The 23,157-nt window shown below is 33.0% G+C and carries 19 protein-coding genes and 2 pseudogenes; 9 read left to right on the top strand and 12 right to left on the bottom strand.

Features of this window, described 5'->3' with window-relative positions:
• Positions 1 to 105: 105 nt before the first annotated feature.
• The 4 genes and pseudogenes from BN349_RS02235 to BN349_RS25190 form a co-directional block, all read right to left on the bottom strand.
• On the bottom strand, positions 106 to 1,095 hold the full coding sequence (locus BN349_RS02235) for an ornithine cyclodeaminase family protein (RefSeq protein ID WP_019240641.1): 990 nt from the start codon (positions 1,093 to 1,095) through the stop codon (positions 106 to 108).
• A gap of 338 nt (positions 1,096 to 1,433) precedes the next feature.
• Entirely contained in the window at positions 1,434 to 1,733 is a 300-nt protein-coding gene (locus BN349_RS24685) for an ATP-binding protein (RefSeq protein WP_232423503.1), read from the bottom strand.
• On the bottom strand, positions 1,685 to 2,062 hold the full coding sequence (locus tag BN349_RS24680) for a hypothetical protein (RefSeq protein WP_026089127.1): 378 nt from the start codon (positions 2,060 to 2,062) through the stop codon (positions 1,685 to 1,687). Before BN349_RS24680 ends, BN349_RS24685 begins: the two co-directional genes overlap by 49 nt.
• A gap of 354 nt (positions 2,063 to 2,416) precedes the next feature.
• Positions 2,417 to 2,590, bottom strand: a pseudogene (locus tag BN349_RS25190) (winged helix-turn-helix domain-containing protein); the annotation flags it as partial.
• A 339-nt stretch (positions 2,591 to 2,929) separates the two neighbouring features.
• Here BN349_RS25190 and BN349_RS02215 point away from each other — a divergent pair.
• A complete protein-coding gene (locus tag BN349_RS02215; RefSeq protein WP_019240639.1) occupies positions 2,930 to 3,334 on the top strand; it encodes a CidA/LrgA family holin-like protein in 405 nt (134 codons plus the stop codon).
• Entirely contained in the window at positions 3,304 to 3,990 is a 687-nt protein-coding gene (locus BN349_RS02210) for an LrgB family protein (RefSeq protein ID WP_019240638.1), read from the top strand. Before BN349_RS02215 ends, BN349_RS02210 begins: the two co-directional genes overlap by 31 nt.
• A gap of 157 nt (positions 3,991 to 4,147) precedes the next feature.
• On the opposite strand, the gene BN349_RS02205 is transcribed toward BN349_RS02210, so the two are convergent.
• On the bottom strand, positions 4,148 to 5,125 hold the full coding sequence (locus tag BN349_RS02205; protein WP_019240637.1) for a GIY-YIG nuclease family protein: 978 nt from the start codon (positions 5,123 to 5,125) through the stop codon (positions 4,148 to 4,150).
• Positions 5,126 to 5,449: 324 nt separating this feature from the next.
• Here BN349_RS02205 and BN349_RS02200 point away from each other — a divergent pair, with 324 nt between their 5' ends.
• Positions 5,450 to 5,947, top strand: coding sequence for a DoxX family membrane protein (locus BN349_RS02200; RefSeq protein ID WP_019240636.1), 498 nt, complete (start codon positions 5,450 to 5,452; stop codon positions 5,945 to 5,947).
• Between the two features lie 206 nt (positions 5,948 to 6,153).
• Here BN349_RS02200 and BN349_RS02195 read toward each other — a convergent pair whose 3' ends face one another.
• From BN349_RS02195 to BN349_RS25710, 6 genes and pseudogenes are all read right to left on the bottom strand, one after another.
• Positions 6,154 to 6,825, bottom strand: a complete 672-nt coding sequence (locus BN349_RS02195; protein WP_019240635.1) for an LrgB family protein — start codon at positions 6,823 to 6,825, stop codon at positions 6,154 to 6,156.
• On the bottom strand, positions 6,822 to 7,214 hold the full coding sequence (locus BN349_RS02190) for a CidA/LrgA family holin-like protein (RefSeq protein WP_019240634.1): 393 nt from the start codon (positions 7,212 to 7,214) through the stop codon (positions 6,822 to 6,824). Before BN349_RS02190 ends, BN349_RS02195 begins: the two co-directional genes overlap by 4 nt.
• A gap of 399 nt (positions 7,215 to 7,613) precedes the next feature.
• Positions 7,614 to 9,695, bottom strand: a complete 2,082-nt coding sequence (locus BN349_RS23085; RefSeq protein ID WP_019240633.1) for a peptidoglycan D,D-transpeptidase FtsI family protein — start codon at positions 9,693 to 9,695, stop codon at positions 7,614 to 7,616.
• 726 nt (positions 9,696 to 10,421) lie between these two features.
• Positions 10,422 to 10,902 (bottom strand): annotated as a pseudogene (tnpA, locus tag BN349_RS23080) (IS200/IS605 family transposase).
• 285 nt (positions 10,903 to 11,187) lie between these two features.
• Positions 11,188 to 12,228 carry an LCP family protein gene (locus BN349_RS02170; protein WP_019240631.1) on the bottom strand — a complete coding sequence of 347 codons (1,041 nt, stop codon included), beginning with the start codon at positions 12,226 to 12,228 and terminating at the stop codon, positions 11,188 to 11,190.
• A 411-nt stretch (positions 12,229 to 12,639) separates the two neighbouring features.
• Positions 12,640 to 12,786: a hypothetical protein gene (locus BN349_RS25710; RefSeq protein WP_019240630.1), complete on the bottom strand. Its 147-nt coding sequence runs from the start codon at positions 12,784 to 12,786 to the stop codon at positions 12,640 to 12,642.
• 275 nt (positions 12,787 to 13,061) lie between these two features.
• On the opposite strand from BN349_RS25710, the gene BN349_RS02160 reads away from it, so the two are divergent.
• From BN349_RS02160 to BN349_RS02140, 6 genes are all read left to right on the top strand, one after another.
• The gene (locus tag BN349_RS02160; protein WP_019240629.1) at positions 13,062 to 13,973 is read left to right on the top strand and encodes a response regulator; all 912 of its coding nucleotides are present in this window, start codon (positions 13,062 to 13,064) and stop codon (positions 13,971 to 13,973) included.
• Positions 13,964 to 14,998 (top strand): HEAT repeat domain-containing protein, encoded by a 1,035-nt coding sequence (locus BN349_RS02155; protein WP_019240628.1) that lies wholly within the window; start codon positions 13,964 to 13,966, stop codon positions 14,996 to 14,998. Before BN349_RS02160 ends, BN349_RS02155 begins: the two co-directional genes overlap by 10 nt.
• 15 nt (positions 14,999 to 15,013) lie before the next feature.
• Positions 15,014 to 16,438 (top strand): glycosyltransferase family 2 protein, encoded by a 1,425-nt coding sequence (locus tag BN349_RS02150; protein WP_019240627.1) that lies wholly within the window; start codon positions 15,014 to 15,016, stop codon positions 16,436 to 16,438.
• Complete coding sequence (locus tag BN349_RS26215) at positions 16,435 to 16,983, top strand: hypothetical protein (protein WP_232423501.1); 549 nt, start codon at positions 16,435 to 16,437, stop codon at positions 16,981 to 16,983. The genes BN349_RS02150 and BN349_RS26215 overlap by 4 nt, the downstream gene beginning before the upstream one ends.
• Positions 16,971 to 19,619, top strand: a complete 2,649-nt coding sequence (locus tag BN349_RS23075; RefSeq protein ID WP_232423500.1) for a hypothetical protein — start codon at positions 16,971 to 16,973, stop codon at positions 19,617 to 19,619. Before BN349_RS26215 ends, BN349_RS23075 begins: the two co-directional genes overlap by 13 nt.
• A 922-nt stretch (positions 19,620 to 20,541) precedes the next feature.
• Positions 20,542 to 21,927, top strand: a complete 1,386-nt coding sequence (locus tag BN349_RS02140; protein WP_019240626.1) for a DHA2 family efflux MFS transporter permease subunit — start codon at positions 20,542 to 20,544, stop codon at positions 21,925 to 21,927.
• A 446-nt stretch (positions 21,928 to 22,373) separates the two neighbouring features.
• Here the strand turns inward: BN349_RS02140 and BN349_RS02130 are convergent, their stop codons facing one another.
• Positions 22,374 to 23,135 (bottom strand): SDR family oxidoreductase, encoded by a 762-nt coding sequence (locus tag BN349_RS02130; RefSeq protein WP_019240624.1) that lies wholly within the window; start codon positions 23,133 to 23,135, stop codon positions 22,374 to 22,376.
• Positions 23,136 to 23,157: the final 22 nt, after the last annotated feature.

Here is a 23,157-nt window from a genome sequence, read left to right as displayed (position 1 = left end):
AACAAAACCCACAGCACAATAATTTTCAAAACACCCACTATATTAAAAACACCCACTATATTAATAGTTTCATATGCCTAATACATTTATCAAGGTATACCTGGGTTACAATTCTACCCTCGTACCAATATTCTCTTGAATAGCTTTACTATAAACAGCAGCAGCTACTGCCAGATCAAAGTAAGCTGTTCCAACAGATTTAAAAAAAGTTATTTCTTCCTCATTTTCTCTACCAGAAATTTTCTTGGTAGATAGCTCACTAATATCTCCGTGAACCTTAGTAAAATTCCATATTCCTACATTGGAAGGAATAATTAAATCACCAGCTTCTTCTTTTGTCCCTTCTATCGTATCGACCACAATTTTCGAACAACGTAATATTGTTTCCTCATCTACTTCCTGCATATCAGGCAAATATGATCCAACACCATTGATATGTGTTCCTTCTTGGAGTGCATAGCCTGCAAACACTGGTGTTTTGGAACGTGTGCTACAAATTACAATATCTGCGTTTGATACAGCATCATTTGCTCGTTCCATAATGTTAATCTCGCCCCGATAATTTGAATGATTTCGAGCCAACTTTTCTGCAAATTGAGATGCTTTTTGTTTTGTGCGATTGTAAAGATGAATAGTAGTAATATTACGTACTTCAAGGACAGCTTGTAACTGTTCTTCCGCCATTGCTCCACAACCAATAACAGCCACACTTGAAGCACTGTTTTTTGCTAAATAGCTCGTTGCTATTCCACTTATGGCTCCTGTCCGCAAGCGTGTTAAGTATGAAGCATTTAAGCATGCCAGATGTTCCCCAGTAGTTGTATCACTAAGCATGATTACTCCTTGTGTCGTCTTCATTCCTTTTGCAGGATTTTCAGGAAAAATAGTAACGACTTTTACAGCTGCTTTTCCAATCGCATTCATTGCACAAGGCATATATAGTGCAGATGCATTATACTTTGGAATATCGAGCACAGTTCTTTTTGGATTGATTATGTTTCCACTAACAGCGTCTTTCAAGGCATTTTCTAAATCTTTTATTGCATCCTTCATCGAATATATAGATTGAATCTGTTTCTCGGATAGAATTAGCATAAACTCCCTCTTTCTTTATAAAAAAATTTTTTATTGGTGGAATTCTCTTATCCCCAACTGATTGCTCCTACTACCATCTCTAGTTTCGAGCACCTAGCGCTTAAACCAATCATGTTTGTTAAAGCATCTTTCTTAATATTTTCACTACTTCTTACAAACTTTGAATTTGGTCATGAAGTTCGTTGTAGCGGGATAGAAGACTATTTTTTCAAAAGTTATCCATTTTCTATACTATTTTATTTCTACATCAATTCTCTTTCCCCCTTGAAATAAAATGATTTTTTCTTTTAAGAATACTCATATATACAAAAAAAGTAGTGAGTGATCCTCAACTACTTTTAATAAGTATTTTCTTTTAAAAAAGAAATAGTAACTGTCGTACCTATCCCAACTTCTGATGTAATCATCAATGAATGACCTAGTTTATCAGAAATATATTTCACCATATATAATCCAATTCCTGTAGAAGCATCATTCTTGCGCCCATTTTGTCCAGTAAAGAAAGGCTGAAAAACTCTATGGAGATCTTCTGACGGGATTCCGATTCCTTCATCTTGGATACTTAATTGAATTTCACTACTATTCTCTTTCACGAATATATGGATTGTTTTATTCTGATTGCTATGACTATATTTAATACTATTAGAAATAATTTGACTAAGTATGTATGAACACCATTTAAAATCTTATATACCTCGATTGAAGGATCAATATTTTCTTTAGGAAAAACACCTTTATATATGAAATCCTTCTTCAATGCATTAATTACATGAGACACCATTTTTTGCACGCTAACTCTTTCAGGTATATAGTCTCTCGAAAAATCATCCATTCTTAATATATTTAAACAATCTTCCAGGTTTTCTTTTAATTTATGATTTTCATCCATGATATCTTGAAGATACTCTGATTCATCGTTGCATTCTTTCTCTTTTCGAATAGCTAAATCAATAATACTAATTGACACCTTAATATTATGTATCCATTGTGAAAAAGACGATCGTTCTGAATAAGTAACCTTTAAATCATATAGCTGCTTTTGATAATCAGAGTGAATGGCATTAGTTGTTCCAAAAAAAGCTCCTCTTCTAAAGAAGTTTCATTAAAATCAACTTCAGGACAATATTTGGCATCTTATATTTTCGAAATAAGAGAATAAAGCTTTAATCCTGAAAAGATTAAATAGACGAGTAGAATCAGTACACTACTTGATAACGGGAAAAGGATATCAGGTAAACCAGTTATAAAATACACATATAGTATAAAGATGAGTGAATTAATGAGATATACGAACAAAAAGGCCTTTTTTAATTTAAAAAGATTAGATATTAGTTGAATTAAAGACATAGCCAACTCCTCTTTTTGTACTGATAACATTATCGACCCCTAGATCACTTAATTTCTTTTTTATTCTAGTAATATTAACAGTTAATGTATTATCGTCTACATATGTCTTTTCATCCCACAATTCTTCTAATAGTTGTTCTCTCGTAATAACGTTTCAAATATTTAGATGTTATATAAACAGTATAATTCTTCTCTCTTAACTGATATGATTTAGCCGGTATTTTGATTTTAAATCTTCCCCCTAAAGGACTCATAATATTTTAAGAATTATTTTTATTGCACAAAAACATTTTTCAAGCAGATTGATTGATTCCAAAGTTGTCCAGCAGTAAGCTTGTTACATTATCCCTACGAATCAGTAAAACTTAAAATACACATTTCAATCCTTTTACAATTTTCTTAATACCGTGTTTACGTAAGCTTCTAGATGAAAATCATAAAAAAGAACAGGGGGCCCGAATTCCTATTCAAAGGATTTCAATCAGCAATGAATATTATCAGAATTATTATTCAAATAGCCATTCTATATGTTTTTTTATTAATCGGAAATGTCGCACATACCTATTTGCATATTCCACTACCAGGAAGTATTATCGGTTTACTACTCTTATTTCTAGCATTATCACAAAAAATTTTCTCAGTGAAATGGATTGAACAAGGAGCTAGTTTTTTGCTGGCCTTTCTACCATTATTATTTGTTCCAACTTTAGTTGGAATTATTAAATATCCCGAACTTTTTTATGGAAAAGGCATATTGGTTCTATTAGTTGTCATCATTAGCACAGTAATGACCATAATTGCAGCCGGAAGAGCAAGTCAATTCATCGAGAGCAAAACCAAAGATCGAGAGGAAAAGAAGAAATGTCACAAGCACTCATCGCAATCTTTATAATTACGTTAACTGTTATTCTATATTTATTTATGAATAAGATTTATGTACGTTACTCTTCCCCATTTCTTTCGCCGATATTAACAACCGTTCTAATGATTATTGCATTACTTATTTGCTTTCACATACCTTATGACACATATTTAGTCGGCGGAAAATGGATAAATTATTTATTAGGACCAGCCGTAGTTTCACTTGCTTATCCGTTATATAATCAACGAAAAATATTAAAGAAACATTTGCTTCCTATTGTATCGGGTGTTACCTTTGGATTGTTCGTTGGCATGATTAGTGGATCATTATTAGCCTTTCTATTTGGAGTAAGCAAGGCAATGATTCTCTCTCTTTTACCAAAATCGATAACAACACCTGTAGCTATGGAGGTTTCTTCTGAATTAGGTGGCATTCCAGCCATTACCGTTGTATTAGTTGTTATAGCTGGTTTTGTCGGAACTGTGCTAGGGCCTATTTTTATCAAGTGGAGCCGAATTCATAGTGAGATGGGAAAAGGCATTGCTCTTGGAAGTGCTTCCCATGCACTTGGAACATCAAAAGCATCTGAATATGGAGAACTTAGCTTCTCAATGGGCTCTGTTTCAATGGCTTTAACTGCTATCTTAGGAGCAATCATAGGATCGATTATTCCTTTCTTTTTCTAAGATAGATATTTTACTATTGATTAAGAACATCATATAAAAAAGGTGCCAACTATTTTGTTTTGGCACCTTTTTACATATCTTAAATCTCTTTTGTTTGATACTTTGTTGCAATTAGTGATTATTAAAAAAATTAATCGATTATTAATGTATTACTTAGCTAACTGTCATGATCAATAACATAAATTGCATCTTTTGGAAGTGTGAGAATTTCGGAATACAGAATATCTAAAAAATCTATATTACTTTTTTCATGGTCTATTCGTTTGGTATTATCATATTCTCTTTTTGCTTGTTCCATAAACTTCTCTTGATCTTTTTTTGTTACAGAAGTGTAATTCTGCTTGTAAATGACATTACCTTTTACAATATACATTAGCTTATACCCTTTACAAATCTTCAATTTTAACAATAGATGTTTCATACTTAAATCTTTATAACGATTTATTCCGTTCTTAAAATACTCGATTGCTCGAATAATATCTCGATACTTTGCAGCAGATTCAAAATGAAAGCTTTCAGCTTCTTGTTTCATCTTCTTCTCTAATTGCAGAGAAAACTTATCCATTTTCCGTATATCTTTAAACATTTCACGAATAGCTTCACTATTTTCCTTGATTTGAATATCAGTCATCTGAATTGGTAAGACATGATATTCAAACTCATAACCCGATTTATTTTTAGTGATAGGATAAACATTTTTCAATTCAGCCAACATGTTTTCGACAACATGCTTGCTTCTAAAAGGTCCATAACAGTCCTTTCCTCTTTCATGTACAATTGAAATTGGAGAGGATATTTGCTCATCTCCTACATGTAAATATACATATCGACTGTCATTTTTCATTTGCACATTAAAGTATGGCTGTACGCGTTTAATCAGTTCACACTCCAATAGCATTGCTTCTAAATGAGTATCAGTCGTGACATATTCTATATCATAGATGAATGGAACCATTTTCTTTACCTTTTCCCATTTAGGTGATTTTACAAAATAAGATTTTACTCTTTTTTTAAGACATTTACTTTTCCCTATATATATGATATTTCTTCTTGAATCAAGCATTTTATAAATCCCTGGTAAATCTGGAATATCATTTAATTTTGTTTTTACTAGCTCTCTTTGACTACTAATCAAAGCTGACCCCCACTATTCTTCATATACTTTAACCACATATCTTCCCTTCATACTATACAAGAAAAAATTGATTCTGACTCTATTTAAAAATAGTCCCACTCATTTCTAAAAAAGAAAGAGCTCAAACCTCTAACTATCAACAGGTTTAAATTTAAAATTTTTTTAATCTTCATTACATCTTTATAATATGTTTAATTAATTTGCTTTCTCTGACAAGGATTAAATTACCATTAACAAATTTATTACGTTTAGTAGCGTAATAATATGAGATATTGTAGTATTTATTTGTGATATTTTTCGCAAATTATATTTTTGGAGGTACATATGGAAAACACATGGAGAAATAACTCGATAATAGCGGGACTCTTCACAATTTTACGAGTTTGGCTTGGATACCAATGGCTTGTCTCAGGTTGGGGCAAGGTAACTGGCGGTGGATTTGATGCTTCTGGTTTTTTACAAGGAGCACTAGCTAAAGCTACAGGTGATCATCCTGCTGTTCAAGGGTGGTATGCATCATTTCTAGAATCATTCGCTATTCCTAACGTAGAAATTTTTAATGTATTAATTCCTTGGGGAGAGTTATTAGTAGGTATTGGATTAATTCTTGGAGCAGCAACTATTCCAGCACTTATAGCAGGAGCATTTATGAATCTTAATTTCTTATTAGCTGGAACAGTAAGCACAAACCCTATTCTCTATACAGCAGCAGTTATTTTATTATTCGGTGGTAGTGCATCTTATCTATTTGGATTAGACCGTTTCGCAGTTCCGTTTATTAAATTTCGTTTATTAAAAAAAGAAAAGAAAGTATTACTTTAAAAGAAGCACGTTTCTTTGTATTTGATTTTATTAGATTTAGCGAAATTTCTCCTAGAAAAAAATGCTTCTTCAAATAGATCAATACAAACAACAAATCCCAAAAGAAAAAGCTTGGTGTCCAATAAGAGATCCAAGCTTTTTTTCATTTTTAATTATCTATAGCATACCTACCATAGTAGTCTCATTAAGAAATATCAACTTGTCATTTAAAAAAATAAGTGCAAGCCAAACGGAATAAATATACTAGCAAGTATGCCTGTTAGAATCATAGTAACGGACCCGATCACCGCTTCATCACTACTATTCTTCAACAAGCGAGAAACACCTATAATGTGTGATGCACATCCCATAGCCACACCTCTCCCTACCCTACTCGTAATTCGAAAAACTTTCATCATTAACGGACCGATGATTGCACCGGTCATTCCTGCTATGACTACAAAAGCAGAAGTCATAGAAGGAATTCCTTTTAGCTGCTCTGATAAAGAAACAGCAATAGGCATAGTGACTAATTGTGGCAAAGTTGAAGTAATTATTTCCCTATCTAGCTTCAATACATATCCGATAGCTATATTAAAAACAAATAATATAGCAATTCCTGAAACAACTCCTAAAAATATCGGAAGAAAGATTTCTTTTAAAATATTTCTTTGTTTATAAAGAGGTATTGCTAACGAAACGATAGCTGCATCTAGAAAATATGAAAGCCACTTACCACCTTGGTTAAGATAATCCTCATGTGATAACCCGAAAATAATTAACAATAAAATAATCATAGCTGTAACTGTAACAATGGGTAAAGTAAGTGGTGACGAAAATCTATGATGAAGTTTAATTGCCACATAGTAGAGAATCATCGTTATCACGATCCATATCATTGTTCCGTCCCAATTCCTTTTTCTATTGTTTTTCTCCTATTGAATCTCCAAACATTATGACTTATAAAACCAGAGATTAGCAAAACAAAAGTTGTACTTACAACAACTACAAGTAATACTATACTTCCCTTTTGTAAAAAGAAAGAGCCATAATTCATTATGCCTGTTGTTGCTGGAATCATAAATATTGGAATGATAGCAACTAATTTTTCTGCACCTGTTTCAAACCATTTGACTGGCACAATGTTAAAAGCTAATAAAGTAAATAGAATAAGTAATGCTATTAAACTTCCTGGCAAAGGTATGTCGAACATTTTTTGAATCCAGCTACCCATCATACTGAAAGCTATTAATATCAATACTTGATATAAAATAGTGAACCATTTCATGTATCATTTCCCTCTCATTCTTTTTATTTTAATATTCTAATAATAATAACAAAATTATACATTTTATCCAGTTTTTATTTTAGAAGAATGCTACTTATTCATTCCCTTGGAATTTACACAAACATTTCATATATAAAGGAGGAATTTGTTTTATCAAAAGAAAAACGAGTCAAAAGTAAGCAACCATCACTTTTGACTCGCTCTTTCTACTGGATTATGTTAAAGACAACTGGTTCACTATGGATTCAATCCGTTCGCTTTCTACGGAAAAGAGACATACCTTCTCCCTTGTTCCTCTCTTTGATGGCTTGTATTACTTCCTTCTTCCCTTTTGTGACACTTAAGGAAAACTAAATGCTCCCCTTCTAGTAACTTATCAAGCATTTATATTTTCTATTATTACTCTTTGGCTTGCCCCTGTTCTCCTGCTTTTAAATCAAAATAGGCTTTAATGATTCCTTGACCAATATATTTATTGACTGGATCTTTGTCAGTTCCCATATCAGGCACTACAATCGCAAAAGCAATTTCAGGATTATCAAACGGAGCATAGCCAACTAATGTAAGATTGTAAGTTGGTTCACTCAAAAATGTCTTTCTTAATATTGGATCATAATAAAAAGATTGTGCAGTGCCTGTTTTACCTGCCAATTTATAATTTCGATAAGGTTCTTGATTAAAATAAGTATATGCTGTTCCACGTTGAACCTGATACACTCGTCGAAACCCTTCCTGAACATTAGATAATTCAGCTTTTGAATTATCTAATTGATTTAAGTACTCTGGATTAATTGTCTTAATAACATTTTCATTTTCCATTTCATTCGGGTTTGTTTCTCTAATTTCCTTTACTAGGTGGGGCTTAACACGATAGCCTCCATTTGCAATAGTAGATACATATTGTGCTAATTGCATTGGCGTATAAGTATCATATTGTCCGATAGCAAAATCCAGCAAAAGCCCAGGATTTTCAGCCGTTTGTTTAAAACCACTCGATTCATTTGGCAAGTCGATTCCAGTTCTTACCCCTAATCCAAACTGATTGAAATGAAATCTCATCTCTTCGAAAACTTTTGGATTATTAGGAAGTTTCATACCAGGAGAATACTCCCTACCTAGCATTCTAATCGCTACCTTAAACATATAAACGTTAGATGAACGTTGCAATGCAGAAATTTCATTTACTAATCCCATACTACTGACCGATTTTTTAACCCGTGCGCCTTTTAATTGAATTGGTCCATCAACTAAATAAGAGCCTGGTGAAATGGCACCCGTTTTATATCCAGTAAGAACAGTCGCACCTTTAACAGATGATCCCATTGCATAAGCTGAATTTATTGTACCCAGTGCATCATCTGTTACTTCATATTTTCCATTTTTTTCATTAATTCGCTTACCTGACATACTTAAAACTTCACCTGTAACAGGATTCATCATAACTACATAAGCTCGATCTAAATGTTTACCACCACTTCCAGATTTCGCCCGAATCAATTCATTAGTGAGAACTTCCTCTACTTTCTTTTGTAACCTAATGTCAGTTGAAAGGATTAAATCGTTTCCTTGCTTACCATCTTTCACTTTTTTTGAACCAATAATATCTCCATTATTATTCGTTACAATTTGATTCACTGCTTTTACACCTTGTAGAACATCTTCATACTGTAATTCAAGCTGACTTGTTCCAACTCGGTCGTTTAAGCTATACCCTCGCGCTTGATAGTAATCTAGCTTTTCTTTAGGTAAGCCTTTCTCAGCTGAAGAAACATTTCCTAAGACCGAACGAAATATATCACCGTATTGATATTTTCTATTCCAATCAATTACAATATCTACACCGGGCAGCTCATCAAGAGCTTCACTAACTCTAGCAATTTCTTTTTCGATTACATTGACATTTTTTATCGGCTGAGGAGTAAAAGCTCTTCCTCTTTTCATTTCTCGAAAAACAGCTAAAATCTTCAAGTCTTCATTAGAAAGTGTAGCTAGATCCTTAGATGTAATTCTTTCTAACTGCAAGTGGTACTGATCTACAGGCTTTAATTTTTCATCAGTTAATTCTTCCTGTGATAATTTAGCAACTGCTTTTTTGGGGTGAATGATCATCCAATAATCTTTCTTATCACGCTCTGTAATTCGACTAGTATCGACATCTATATATTGGATAAGTTTCTTAGCCGTTTTAAGCATAACTTCATTTTTTTCATGTTCCCCTTGAGTATAAACGATACTATTTACACCAACGTTATCTACGATAATATTATGATTACGATCTAAAATTCTTCCTCTAGGAACATTTTGCTTAATCGTATTCAAGTTCGTTCGATTTAATTCATCATTATACTTTTCACCTGAAACAATCTGTACAAAGCCTAATCTTATAATGAGACCTGCAAATAAAACAAAGACTACTAAAAATAATAGATTCAAACGATTCGTAGGAATGATTTTTTGCAATTTCTTCTTTTTAGACTTCAAACTTCTAATCTCCCTTCAGACTTTTCTTCTCTATAAAAGTACTTATAAAAACTAGACCTACTATACAAAAGAGTAAAACCATTAAAGGTTGAGGAAGAAGAATATATAGAAAGCTTACCCATATGAATACAATCCCGCTAATGATGCGAACATTCCTCAACATTTACATACTCTCTTATTTATTTTCATAAGAACCCCATTTCCTAGAATAAGAAAAGTAAGCCTTTACAGCTTTCTAGACAAATAATCTCGATTCCTGTCTTTTCTTAAAGTATGACTTATTCCATTTCTTTATTGTAAAAAACTCCATTCCATTTATTTTCCAAAGGCAAGTGTCAGCCAGTATCCCATATTAACGAAGTCTAAAATTAAAAATATTCAATCTAATAATTATATATTTGATTAATAACATCCTTTGTAATTCTATTGATTTTAATAGAGTTAATTGTTATATGGCATTTATTTATATTACCATATTTATCTTATTTGATGTCATGATTCAATAGTTACAGCAAGTTATAGGATTATTTACGCATATAGTTGATAAAGGCTCGGCTCACGGAAAATCAACGAGATTTTCTACATTCTGTAAAGTCAAAACCACCCGTGAGAACGGGTGGTTTGTTCTGCGGCTGAAAGCCTTTGTTACTGACCAAACCCTAAAGGGCTTTTGAATGGTTCGCCTTTTGTACTACTTTTACTGGCTTGACCTAAAAGGTCTTCCGCTCATTTTCTATTCTTTTTCTTTACCTCTTCACCAGTGAATGGATCAATATATTCCATCATACTTAGGTTCTGCGACTATATCTTCTTGTATTTGATTACGTATATAATTTTCTATTACCTTTTTATTTCTTCCAACTGTATCTACATAAAATCCTGTACACCAAAATTTTCGATTTCCATATTTATATTTCAGATTGGCATGACGATCAAATATCATCAAGCTACTTTTTCCTTTTAAATAACCTACAAATGCAGACACACTTAACTTAGGTGGAATGCTTACTAACAAATGCACGTGATCTTTACACGCTGTTGCTTCAATGATTTCTACACCTTTTCTTTCGCATAAAGTGCGTAGTATTTGCCCAATATCCTTCTTTATTCTCCCATAAATAACTTGCCTTCTATACTTTGGTGCAAAGACGATATGATACTTACAATTCCAAGTTGTGTGTGCTAAACTATTAGTGTCTTTTGACATAAAAAACTCCTCCGTATGCTTTTATTTTGGTTGGCGAACCAAAAATAGTTTAGCACCTCGGAAGAGTTTTTTTAATACCACGCTATAAGCTTTTTAGAACCCTAGGCATAGCCCAGGGTTTTCTTTTTCACAAAAAAACCAGAAACCTATATCTTTAGGTTTCTGGATTTAAGGCTTTAATAAGAACATCAGAAAAATATGTTGTTGTTTATATAAAATAGCACAATGAAAAACTGCCCTTTATCTAAGACTCTGCAATTATCCATCTGCAAGACAATATACAAATTACTGAACAAAATCAGCATTAGTAGTGAAATTTTCTGTTGGATCTAGTTTTAATATCCCTCGAATCTTTTGACTCAACTCTTTAAGACTTGTTTCATCTGCAACAAAGTATGAGGATCCATCTATTATTTGATCTTCCCCCTGTATTTCAGTAGATTGTATAGACAGATTTTCTGATTTTAAATATCGTTTTTGCAATGCATAGATTTGACTAGCAGTTAAATCTGTTTTTACATTTTTTCCAAGAATATCTGTAATTTTTCCTACTTTAAAAATGGTTCCAGCTGATATTAGTTGATCAACCGTAGCTTCTAAGAATTGTCTCTGTCTTTCATCTCTTGAATATGAAGCATCGACCGCTCTTTTTCTCATACGAACAAAGGCTAATGCTTCTTCACCTGATAAATGCTGTTCTCCTTGCTTAAATTCAATTTTTTCATTTGTATAAAAGTTCTTTTCCCAAAAATCTTTTTTCACATCAATTGTAACACCACCAAGTGCATCAACTATATCGCGAAAGCCATCAAAATTCACAGTAATATAATAATCTATTGGGATATCAAGAAGCTTCTCGACAGTCTCCATTTGAAGTTTAACTGCCCCGTATCCTGTAATAGAGCCATAACTATAAGCAGCATTTATTTTATGTATACCAGTATACTCTCCTGCATTCTCAATATGAACCCTTGTATCTCTTGGCACTGTAATCATATTAATTTCATTATTGTTAGGATCTAATGTTAAGATAATTTGTGTATCTGCTCGACCGTTTTTATTTTTGCTAGTGTACTCTTCTACTCCTAATAATAGTATAGAGATGGGGTCTTTCCCGAAGGTAAGAGCTTCTTCTCTAAGTTCTGATTTATCCCCTTTTCTTCCTATATCTGTTGTAGTATTATCCAGAGCTCCTTTCACCTTAATAAAAACATAAGCCCCGTAACAAGCTATAATTAAAACTACGATTAAAATACTGATCAATGTCCATTTTAATACACGTTTTTTGGATGTAACTTTCTTGGATTCATTTGTATTATTATTCACATTTGTTCTCACTTTCTAAATAATAAATTAAAGAATTTTTCATCTAAATCTATGATAAAAAGTTAAAAAGATTCGCAAAAATGAGTTTACTCATACCACCTCCTGCAAATCAAACTTTACCATATTTTTAATTGCTTAAATATTATATTTATATTACATTTGTCGTGTGTAAATGGGACTATTCGTTATAATGGTGAAGTTTTTCACTAACTTTATACTATATAATGGTTTGATTCATATATTTTTCAAAAAGAATGGTATTTAGATTGTTCATCATTTCGACCTTATTTGACAATAAAAAAGTGATACTACTTGAACAATAGTATCACCAATATATCAGATATAATATTCTACATTTTAATGAAAAATCCAACATATACTACATATAATATTGAAGTAAATTCGATTTATTTACTTTTCCACGTTCATTTCTAGGCAATGTATCCACAAAGACAATTTTTTAGGAGCTTTAAATGGTGCTAAATGGCGTTTACAGAACTGTGTTAACTCTTCAGAACCGAGGAGAGTTTCTTTATCCTTTAATTCTAAACATGCCAATATTTTTCTTCCTCAAATTTCATCGGGAACAGTATCTTTAAGTAAAATATATAGCCCTATAGTTTAAAACCATTGCTTCGCCACTAAAAAAAAATGCTAGATAAAAACGATGAAGTACTTATTCCGTGTTTCAATTTAGTAAATAACTTCATTGTTAGAAAAATAAAAATAAATACACTATTTAATGACCACTTAAATCTATTGAACTTATAGACTATAATTTTTATAGATATATAAACCACCATAGTGAATTATCAGAAAGGATAGATTAAGAGTTGAGTCAATCTCCAAAGCTTGAAGCTCAAATTACATTACAAAATGATTTTATAAATGAAAATCAAATGCAACACTTTTTTAATATATTATCAGCAAATGTTGAACGTTCTAGATCGCCTATAACAGTCTCCATGCTAAGCCTTTGCAACCAAACCGTTCTTCAAAAAGAGGACTATATTCAAATTGAAAATGCAATGGGGGCATTTTTGCAATCGGAAATTCGAAAATCAGATTTGATTTGCAAATTATCTAGACCATTAGAATGGTGCATCATTTTAACGTTAAGTGGAGAAAAAGAAGCTTATGCATTTATTAAGCGCTTATTATCTAACATCCAAAACAAAATGGAACCACTTTTCAATAAATATGACTTACAAATATTAACAACTATTAGTGAAATTAATAATTGTGATGCTTCCTTTGGCGAAGTAATTAATGTGAATAGACAATTATTAAAAAACGGTTTAAACAAATCCATTGTTTCCAGTTCTCAATTTAAAAAAAGAAAGATTGAACATATTAAAGTTAGTATTCTAGAGGATAATGAGATTTTTTCACAAGCGCTTTCTTCTACTCTTGAAAATCTTTCAATCAACCATTTTCAATTAGATATCCAAACGTTCCATGATGGCTATGAATTTTTACAATCTGATTGGTACTATACCAGCCATACCCATATTATTCTAGTAAATGATATTTTATCTCGTAAAAATGGTTTAGAGGTCGTCCACAGACTTCGAGAGCTTCCTAACAATAAAAAGTTTATCATTTTTATGATGACGAAACGCAAGTCTGAGCAAGAGATGATTAATGCTTACTCAAGTGGAGTAGACGAGTATTTGATTAAGCCACTTAATATCCGTTTATTTGAAGCTCTAATGAAAAGAGTGTTGGAAAGATTATGGTCATAATAGATATACCACTACATTTTTTATTAATCATTGTTATCGCTTTTGCTATTGTGCTATTCTGCTTATATTTGTACTTGGTTTACATACAGTTAAAGGAAACAAGAAAACAAAATAAAAAAACGAAGTATATTAAGAGAAAGCAACGGGATTGGCATGAATATTTGATTAATGACAACGATTTTTCAGTTACTTTAGTCCCCAAACAGGAATTTGAGATTCAGGGAGTAGAAGAGATATTTCTTGCTTACATACGTAATTTAACTGATGAAACGGTCCAGAAAAAAATAAAACGATTTTCAAATGAGTATTTAACGAAGCACTATGCAGAGTTACTTAAAAGTAAAAGTATAAGTGATCGGATACTCGCTTTGTATCGAATTGCTGATTTCCATATGGATTATTTAATAGAAGATTGTGAAAAACTTGAGGGTTATCGAATATCACAAGAAGAACGTTTTCAACTACTAAGAATTTATGCCCTTTTTAAACCTAAGACCTTTCTTAAAAAGTTAGTAGCAGAAGAAAATCTATCGGACTACGAATTTAAAAAATTATTACTAACTAATGATGATTGGTTTGTGCAAGAGCTTATCGAACATCTTCATAAACTAACTTTAGACCAACAATATTCACTAATTGATACAATTGGTTTAAAAAGAAATCTCGACTTTCTTCCTTTCTTAGAGAATTTATTAAACCACGAAGATGTAGAAATGAGAATCCGTTCGTTAAAAGCGATATATGAAATAGGGATAGTAAAAGATATTAACACTTATTTTTCTTTTGTAAATTCACCTCACTGGGAAGAAAGGTTAATGGTTGGTAAATTGTTCGAGTACATTCCATTATCTCGAACTCGCCCTTATCTGGAGCAGATGATCCAAGACCCCTCTTGGTGGGTACGATATCAAGCAGCTAATACAATTATGAATAGAAAGGGTGGTAAAGAAATACTACAAAACTTTATATCAACAGCTACTGACCGATACGCCGTTGATATAGCCAAAGAACTTTTAAACAGATAGAGGATGAAAACTGAAATGGATAACATATTCGAAACCATAATGCTAGTGTTAGGATGGATCATATTTTTCTACATGGCTTATGTTATTTTAACTTATAGTGTAATGCTAATTATTGCATTTACCCAACTACGAAAATTTCGAAAACTCGATATATCTGAACGAGATGATGAATACATTGATTCCATGTTTGCAAAACCCGTTTCTATTATTGTTCCTGCTTTCAATGAAGAAGCAGGAATTATCGATAGTCTCCATTCATTATTAAGCCTCCGATATCCACAAACGGAACTAATTGTTGTAAATGATGGCTCAACAGATACAACAAAGGAAAAAGTTATCAAGTATTTTAAAATGAGACCGATTTATAAAGCTGTAAGAGTACAGATAAAAACTGAACCCATTAAGCAAATCTTCCAATCAACTATTCATCCCCATCTATTTCTTATTGATAAAGAAAATGGAGGAAAAGCAGATGCGTTAAATGCAGGTATCAATCTATCTAAAAATCCTTATTTTTGTTCTATTGATGGAGATTCGATATTAGATGGGAATTCATTATTACGAGTAATGAGACCTATTATTATGTCTGATGGAGATGTAATCGCTGCTGGAGGGAATGTTCGAATTGCTAATGGACTTGATGTTCAATTAGGATCGATTTTTAGTAATGGCTTATCCAAAAACAGCCTTATTTTAATGCAAATTGTCGAGTATTTACGTGCCTTTTTAATGGGTCGTATTGCTTTAAGTAAATATAATTTAGTGTTAATCATTTCTGGAGCATTCAGTGTTTTTTCAAAAAAATACGTCATTGAAGTAGGCGGATATGCTAAAAATATGATTGGTGAAGACATGGAGCTTATTGTCCATTTACATCGTTATATAAAAGAAAAGAAATTAAAAAAAAGAATCGAATTTGTTGCAGATCCTATATGTTGGACTGAAACGCCCCATAGTTTATCAGACTTGAGAAAACAACGAAGAAGATGGCATCAAGGGCTAATAGAAAGCCTTTGGTTGCATAAAAAAATGACTCTCAATCCAAAGTATGGAACGATTGGTTTAATCTCCTTCCCTTATTTTTGGTTAGTAGAATGCTTAGGCCCATTAGCAGAATTAATCGGTTATATTTATATAATCATCGCCTTTTTTCTTGGTGATATATACTATGAATTTGCCTTTCTACTCATTTTGTTATTTATCATATATGGATCCATTTTCTCAATAGCTTCAATTCTATTAGAGGCATGGTCTTTGAGTGTTTATCCTAAAATAGCAGATTTGACGAAACTTCTTCTCATATCACTAACTGAAATTTTTTGGTATAAACCATTTACTCTCCTATTTAGATGTGAAGGTTTTATACGCTTTCTTCTTGGTAGGAAAGATTGGGGAAGCTTAAAACGAACAGGACTATCTAAGGAAGGAGCGTCTCAATGAAGAAAATCTATACGCTATGTTTAGTTTTGATTTCTATCTTAGTCATTCCATTTATTCTATGGCAAGTTCAAGAGGAGAAAAAATTGTCAATTGCCATCATTGATAAAACGGTAACAAATGAAAGCTTTCGGGAGCATTTAGGACTAACATGGCTATTAAAACATTTAAAATATACGAATAATGACGGAGTCCCATTTAATGCTAAAAATGATTATTTTGGCTTCGTACCAAATGAGAAATCAAAAAATTATAAAGTACGTGCTTTACCGACTAATTATGATAAATATGATGTGATGTACATAGCTGATACTTACGGTGTGTATTCAAAAGACATACCTAGGATAAGCCATAAGCAAAGAGAAGGCTCTCGTTCTGACAAAATATATGGTGGGTTAGAAATGGAAGAATGGGAAGCGATTGAAAGCCGTTTAAATCAAAATAAAAAAAGTTTACTCATTGCTGAATTCAATACATTTGCATCACCGACAAGTCAAGCTGTAAGGGAACGTGTAACACAATATTTAGGACTTGAATGGAGTGGCTGACTGGTAGATATTTTGAAGAATTAAATCCTGAAAAAAATGAAGAAATTCCACAATGGATCCTAGATAAATTCGGTGATAATTGGAACTATGATGGTGGAGGCTTTGTGTTAGTAAATGATTTCGACTATGAGGTAGTCGTTTTAGAGAATGAACCGCATATTCAAAAAAATGGAATCCGCCTTTCTTTTACGAAAGAAGGGAGAAAACAATTTACCCTTAGTGAAAGTCCCGATTATCAATACTGGTTTGATATCGTGACTCCAAAAGAAGGAACCGAGGTGCTTGCAAACTATCAATGGAATTTAACAGCTGAAGGGAAAAAACTGTTGAAACAACATCAAATCCCACTCCAATTTGCAGCCATTCTAAAAAATGAAAAGGCTCCTTCCACTAGTTATTATTTTGCTGGAGATTTTAATGACACTTCTGATGTACCTTTCTTTTACAAAATGAAAGGATTACAAAGCATTTATAAAATTGCTCATAGTTATTCAGAGCAAGCATTTTATTGGAAAACTTACGTTCCTATTATGGAATCTATATTGCAGGAATTCGAACAGACAGAAATGAAAAAAAGTGATGTATATTCTAAAGACCTTCAGCTTCCTGCCCGTATTAATGAAAATACATTTGAAGTGTTAAAGGATGGTAAATGGACGCCATTATCAGTGAAAGGTGTCAATTTAGGAATGGCTAAGCCCGGCTCATTTCCAGGAGAAGCAGCAATCACAGAAGTGGAATATTACCGTTGGTTTAAGCAGATTGGTAAAATGAATGCCAACACTATTCGCGTTTATACCCTTCATCCTCCTGGCTTTTATAATGCTTTGAAAAAGTATAATGACAGTCATGAAGAAAAAATATATGTACTGCATGGCGTGTGGATCAATGAAGAATTATTAGAAGAATCTTTAGATGCGTTTGACGAAGAAAACATGAAGGAATTCCAGAATGAGATGAAAATGATTTCTGATGTTATTCATGGAAATAAAATTGTGAAAGAAAAAGCTGGACATGCCTCAGGTGTGTACAAGTCAGATATATCCGAATATGTCATTGGATGGATATTAGGGATTGAATGGTATCCTTTCATGGTTGAAAATACAAATAAAATTCATAAAGATATTGGAGAGTATAAAGGAAACTTTTTTGAAACAAAAAATGCACAGCCATTTGAACACTGGCTTGCTATGCAAATGGACATTCTAGCACAATACGAAATGAAAACGTATCATTCTATCAGACCGATGAGCTTTACCAACTGGCCAACTACAGATATTTTAGAGCATCCATCAGATGCAACAGATGGTGAAGATATCGTTAGTGTTAATCCTAATGTTATTTATACGAAAAACGACATGGATTTAGCAGGTCAATTTGCATCGTATCATATTTATCCATATTATCCTGATTTCATGCACTACGATCAGAAGTATCAAAACTACGTCGATCATCGCGGAGAACATAATAGCTATGCGGGTTATTTAAATGCATTAAAAAGCGTCCATCGTCTCCCAATATTGGTTGCAGAATTTGGTATACCTAGCTCCCGTGGCCTAACTCATATAAATAAGTTTGGAAAGAACCAAGGTTTTATGACTGAACAAGAGCAAGGTGAGCTCATTAGTGAGCTATATGAAGACATTGTCGCTGAAAAAATGATGGGGGCTCTCATTTTCACATGGCAGGACGAATGGTTTAAACGTACTTGGAACACGATGGATTACGATAATCCTAATCGAAGACCATATTGGTCAAATGCGCAAACAAATGAGCAACAATTTGGTTTATTAAGCTTTGATCGTCTCAAAATTCAAGTTGATGGAGATGTTAGTGAATGGTCTATAGCGCCACTTTATGAAAAAAGTCAAGGAGATCTTAAACGTTTATACGTTGATCACGATGAAAGATATTTATATATCCGTATTGATTACGACTCGAATTCTAACGGCATTCCTAAACTATTATTAGATACAGTTCCAAATCAAGGAAATCACTTTATTTCTAATAATAAGAATATACGCTTCTCAAACGGGGTAGATTTTCTAATCGATTTAAACGAAAACAAATCACATATTTTAGTCGATTCATACTATGATATGTTCTTCTATCAATATAAGAAAAACGATGTTGCATCAGAAAATCTACCTATAAAAAATAGTGGAATATTCACATCCATACTTTATGCTTTAGATAAAGAATATTATAATCCTGAAGCAAACATCACATATGATTTTAAAACAACTGAAACTGGTAAGCTTAGACAAGGAAACGGTAATCCAAAATCTAAAGATTACGATTCATTAGCCGATTACTTTATTAATACAAATGATGGAATTATAGAAATACGGATTCCATGGTTATTAATTCAAGCAAAGGACCCAAGTCAAAAAGAATTTATTGGCGACCTTTACAAAAATGGGTTTGAAACTACAACCATCATCGATCAATTAAATATAGGTGTCTTATTTGAAAATGAAAATGGAATCATTAAAGACTCTTTCCCTGCAATAAATAACAACCAACTTTCAGCCATGAACGGTTACACTTGGAAAAAGTGGGACAAACCACTCTATCAAGAAAGGTTGAAACAATCTTATTATATTATTCAAAAGCTGTGGAATGAGAAGAAGTAAACAATTATACTTTCTTATACTACTTATATCTCAAGTATCATGAAAAACACTTTAACTCCAATTGAAACAGGCGTAGTAGAAGTTCATTTCTCTACGCCTGTTTTCTTTTCTTATCTGTCAAAAAAAAATGATACCTTCTTTTCACGATATCTAGATGAATATAGGTGCTTACTAAAACTGCTGAAAAGTAATTCTACTTCCTGATATTGTCCTTACATTACAAATCACTTTTTAATACTGATTAATTATAAGACTCCTCTCCTAAACTGTTATTATATGGATATAATATGTCTATAATGTGAAATCTCGCTATATAGTGAAAAAAAACACTTACATCATGATGATTTTTTTTGCTATAGTGAAACACAGACCCGTTGGTATCGTGGGGGTGTACTAACGAAATGGATACAAAATCGCTGATAATCGACATCGCGACAAGACTTTTCCAATAAAAAAAGAAATATGTGAAGGACAGTACGAAAAATAATATTTCGAAAGTTTACTTATCATTGTTTCTCCAATGGAAAAGCAGAAATAGCAAGAGCTTGCTTTTATTCTTAAAATCAAACGATTATAACGGATTTAATCAATTTTTGAAAAGTATCTGTCACCAGTAGTAGTAACAAAAGTCATAATTTGAAAGTAAATATCAATTAAGAAACGGAAGAATAGCTTAGATAATGAATGGGTATCTATCACAATTCATGATAGAATCGATGCGGAAATTCGCATCTGAAAATTCAGTGAATTAACCAGTGTAAACGATTAGCAGATGTTTATCACAAAAATTTGCGTTCTCTATATTTCATTAATAATGGCGGCTTCTATTGAAGGGAAAATGTTGCTTCACTTAAAACAAGCAACAGAACCCTTGAGAATGATCTTAAACGTATTACCACAATTATTGAAGGAGTTTTAACAAGTGAATAAAGAAATCAAAACAGGACCCATAATGGCTGCCCTACTGGTAGCCGGCTTTGTCGGGCTGTTTAGTGAAACAGCTTTAAATATAGCATTAGGAGAACTTAGCCACATTTTTAATGTGGATGCAACAACTATTCAGTGGCTAGCTACAGGCTACTTTTTAACACTAGGGATTTTAGTACCCGTAACAGGCATTTTAATGCAAAAGTTTACTACACGCCAAATGTTCATGGCGTCTTTATTTTTGTCCATTATCGGAACAGTGCTTGCTGCGTTAGCACCAGTGTTTAGCTTGTTATTAACAGCACGTGTCATTCAAGCAGCTGGACTAGCAATCGTTTTACCATTAACGCAAAATGTTATTTTCACCATTTTCCCACCAAAAAGACGTGGTACGGCAATGGGTGTAATGGGATTAGTTATTTTAGCAGGACCAGCGTTCGGACCTACATTAGCAGGAATGATTTTAGATACATTATCATGGCATTGGATTTTCTGGTTTACAATTCCATTCTTATTATTCTCTCTAATCTTTGGCTACATTTTCATTCCAAATGTTAATGAAGTTCGAAAAGTATCCATTGATATTCTATCAGTTGTGTTATCAACGATTGGTTTCGGTGGTGTTGTATATGGTGTAAGTGTTGGTGGAGATTTGGGTTGGACAAATACTACGGTTTTAGTAGCTATCATTGTTGGACTCATCGCCTTACTTATATTCGCAATCCGTCAAACCAAGATGGAACATCCAATGTTAAACTTAAAAGCATTCAAATACCCTATGTTCGTATTAGGACTTGTCATGAATATGATTACATTCTTGAATATGTTATCTATGCTTGTTGTATTACCAATGTACATGCAAATGGCTCTAACCATTTCAGCATTTGTAACAGGTTTAATCATGCTTCCAGGTAGTTTATTAAACTGTATTCTTGCTCCAACAATCGGGAGACTATTTGACAAATATGGCCCACGCGCTGTCATTACACCTGGAACGGTTCTCGTCGTGATTGGGTACGGATTATATGCCATGTACGGCACAGAAACAGCGTTATGGATAATGGCTGCCACACATATTATCATGATGCTAGGTATCGGCATGGTGCTTGCCTCAGTTCAAACAAATACATTAAATGCATTGCCAAGACAATATTATCCAGACGGGATTGCAATTACGCAAACCTCTCAGCAAGTATCTGGAGCTATAGGTATTGCTGTCATGGTTTCACTTTTCTCTGCCAAACAAACTAGTTACGTATCTAGTTTCGCAAATGATGTATCAGCTGCTGCTGCTACAGGTTCATCATATGTGTTTAAAATTAGCTTAGTATTAGCAATAATAAACATAGTGCTTTCATTGTTTATGAAAAAAACGCAGTAATAAGAAGCGCTAGCGCACATTCAGCTCCGTATTGACTGATCCCTTCGACTAAGATACAGTAATACTTTACTCAGATGAATCTGAACCTTAGTCGAACCAATAAATCTTTTAGGGATACTCGAATGTTCTCAAGCCCCATGTTCTAAAGGCGGGATAAAGGAATTCGAAATGCATAGAATGCCTTTCCATCGTCAACCAACATAAGACGAGCTAGATAAAAGATTGATTATTAACCTTCTGGATGGATTGGCTTATGATCTAGAGCCAATGGTTTTCTACACTGAACAACACAAAGAGTTGTTAAGCGATTCGATATTGACTAGAGAATCTCTATCTGAGAAAGAAAAGGAATTAAGGAAAACAAAAGAAACCATTATGAACAAACCTGCTCAAAATGGTTTCTTTATTTACCTTAAATCTATTCATATCTTAGATTACTATTCTATTTAAAATGCTGCTGTCCAGCCAGCATCAGCTGTAATAACTGTTCCATTTACAAAACTTGAATCATCAGAAGCCAAAAATAAGGCAACGGCTGCGATTTCTTCTGCCTTACCTGTTCGCGGCATTACAGCTTGTACTGCTTGGGTTCTACTTGCACCAAATTGATTAATATTTGTCATTGAAGCAGCGATATTTGTTTCAACACCACCAGGCGCAATTGCATTACAGCGTATACCTTTATTAGCATACATATAGCCAGTATTCTTTGTAAGACCAACAACTGCATGTTTGGATGCTCCATAAGCCGCTCCTGCATGAGCACCGTTTAATCCTCCTGTAGAAGCTGTATTCACGATAACACCTTTTCCTTTTTCTAAAAAGATTGGTATCGCTTTTCGCGTTGCTCTCATGACACCTTTTGTATTTATATCAAAAATCAAATCCCATTTTTCGTCTGTAATATCACCAACAGGCTCAAAGCCATCCATGATGCCTGCGTTATTCACTAAAATATCCAATGTTCCATACTCACTTACCGCTGTATCAATCATGTTTTCAACGTCTTCTAATTTTGCAACATTCACTCGTACTGCCTTAGCTTCTCCACCATCATTTTTGATACCTTCTACTACTTGTTCTGCCCCTTCTAAATTAAGATCAGCTACTATTACTTTTGCTCCTTCTTTTGCATATAATTCTGCAATAGCTTTTCCCATACCTGATGCTGCCCCTGTTACTACTGCAACTTTCCCATCCAATTTCATAGTCGTACTCCCCTTTGTTTGA

This window comes from Bacillus sp. AP8, assembly GCF_000321185.1.
Taxonomy (GTDB): domain Bacteria; phylum Bacillota; class Bacilli; order Bacillales; family DSM-1321; genus Bacillus_AD; species Bacillus_AD massilioanorexius.
This window is presented reverse-complemented; position numbering and strand designations above follow the sequence as displayed.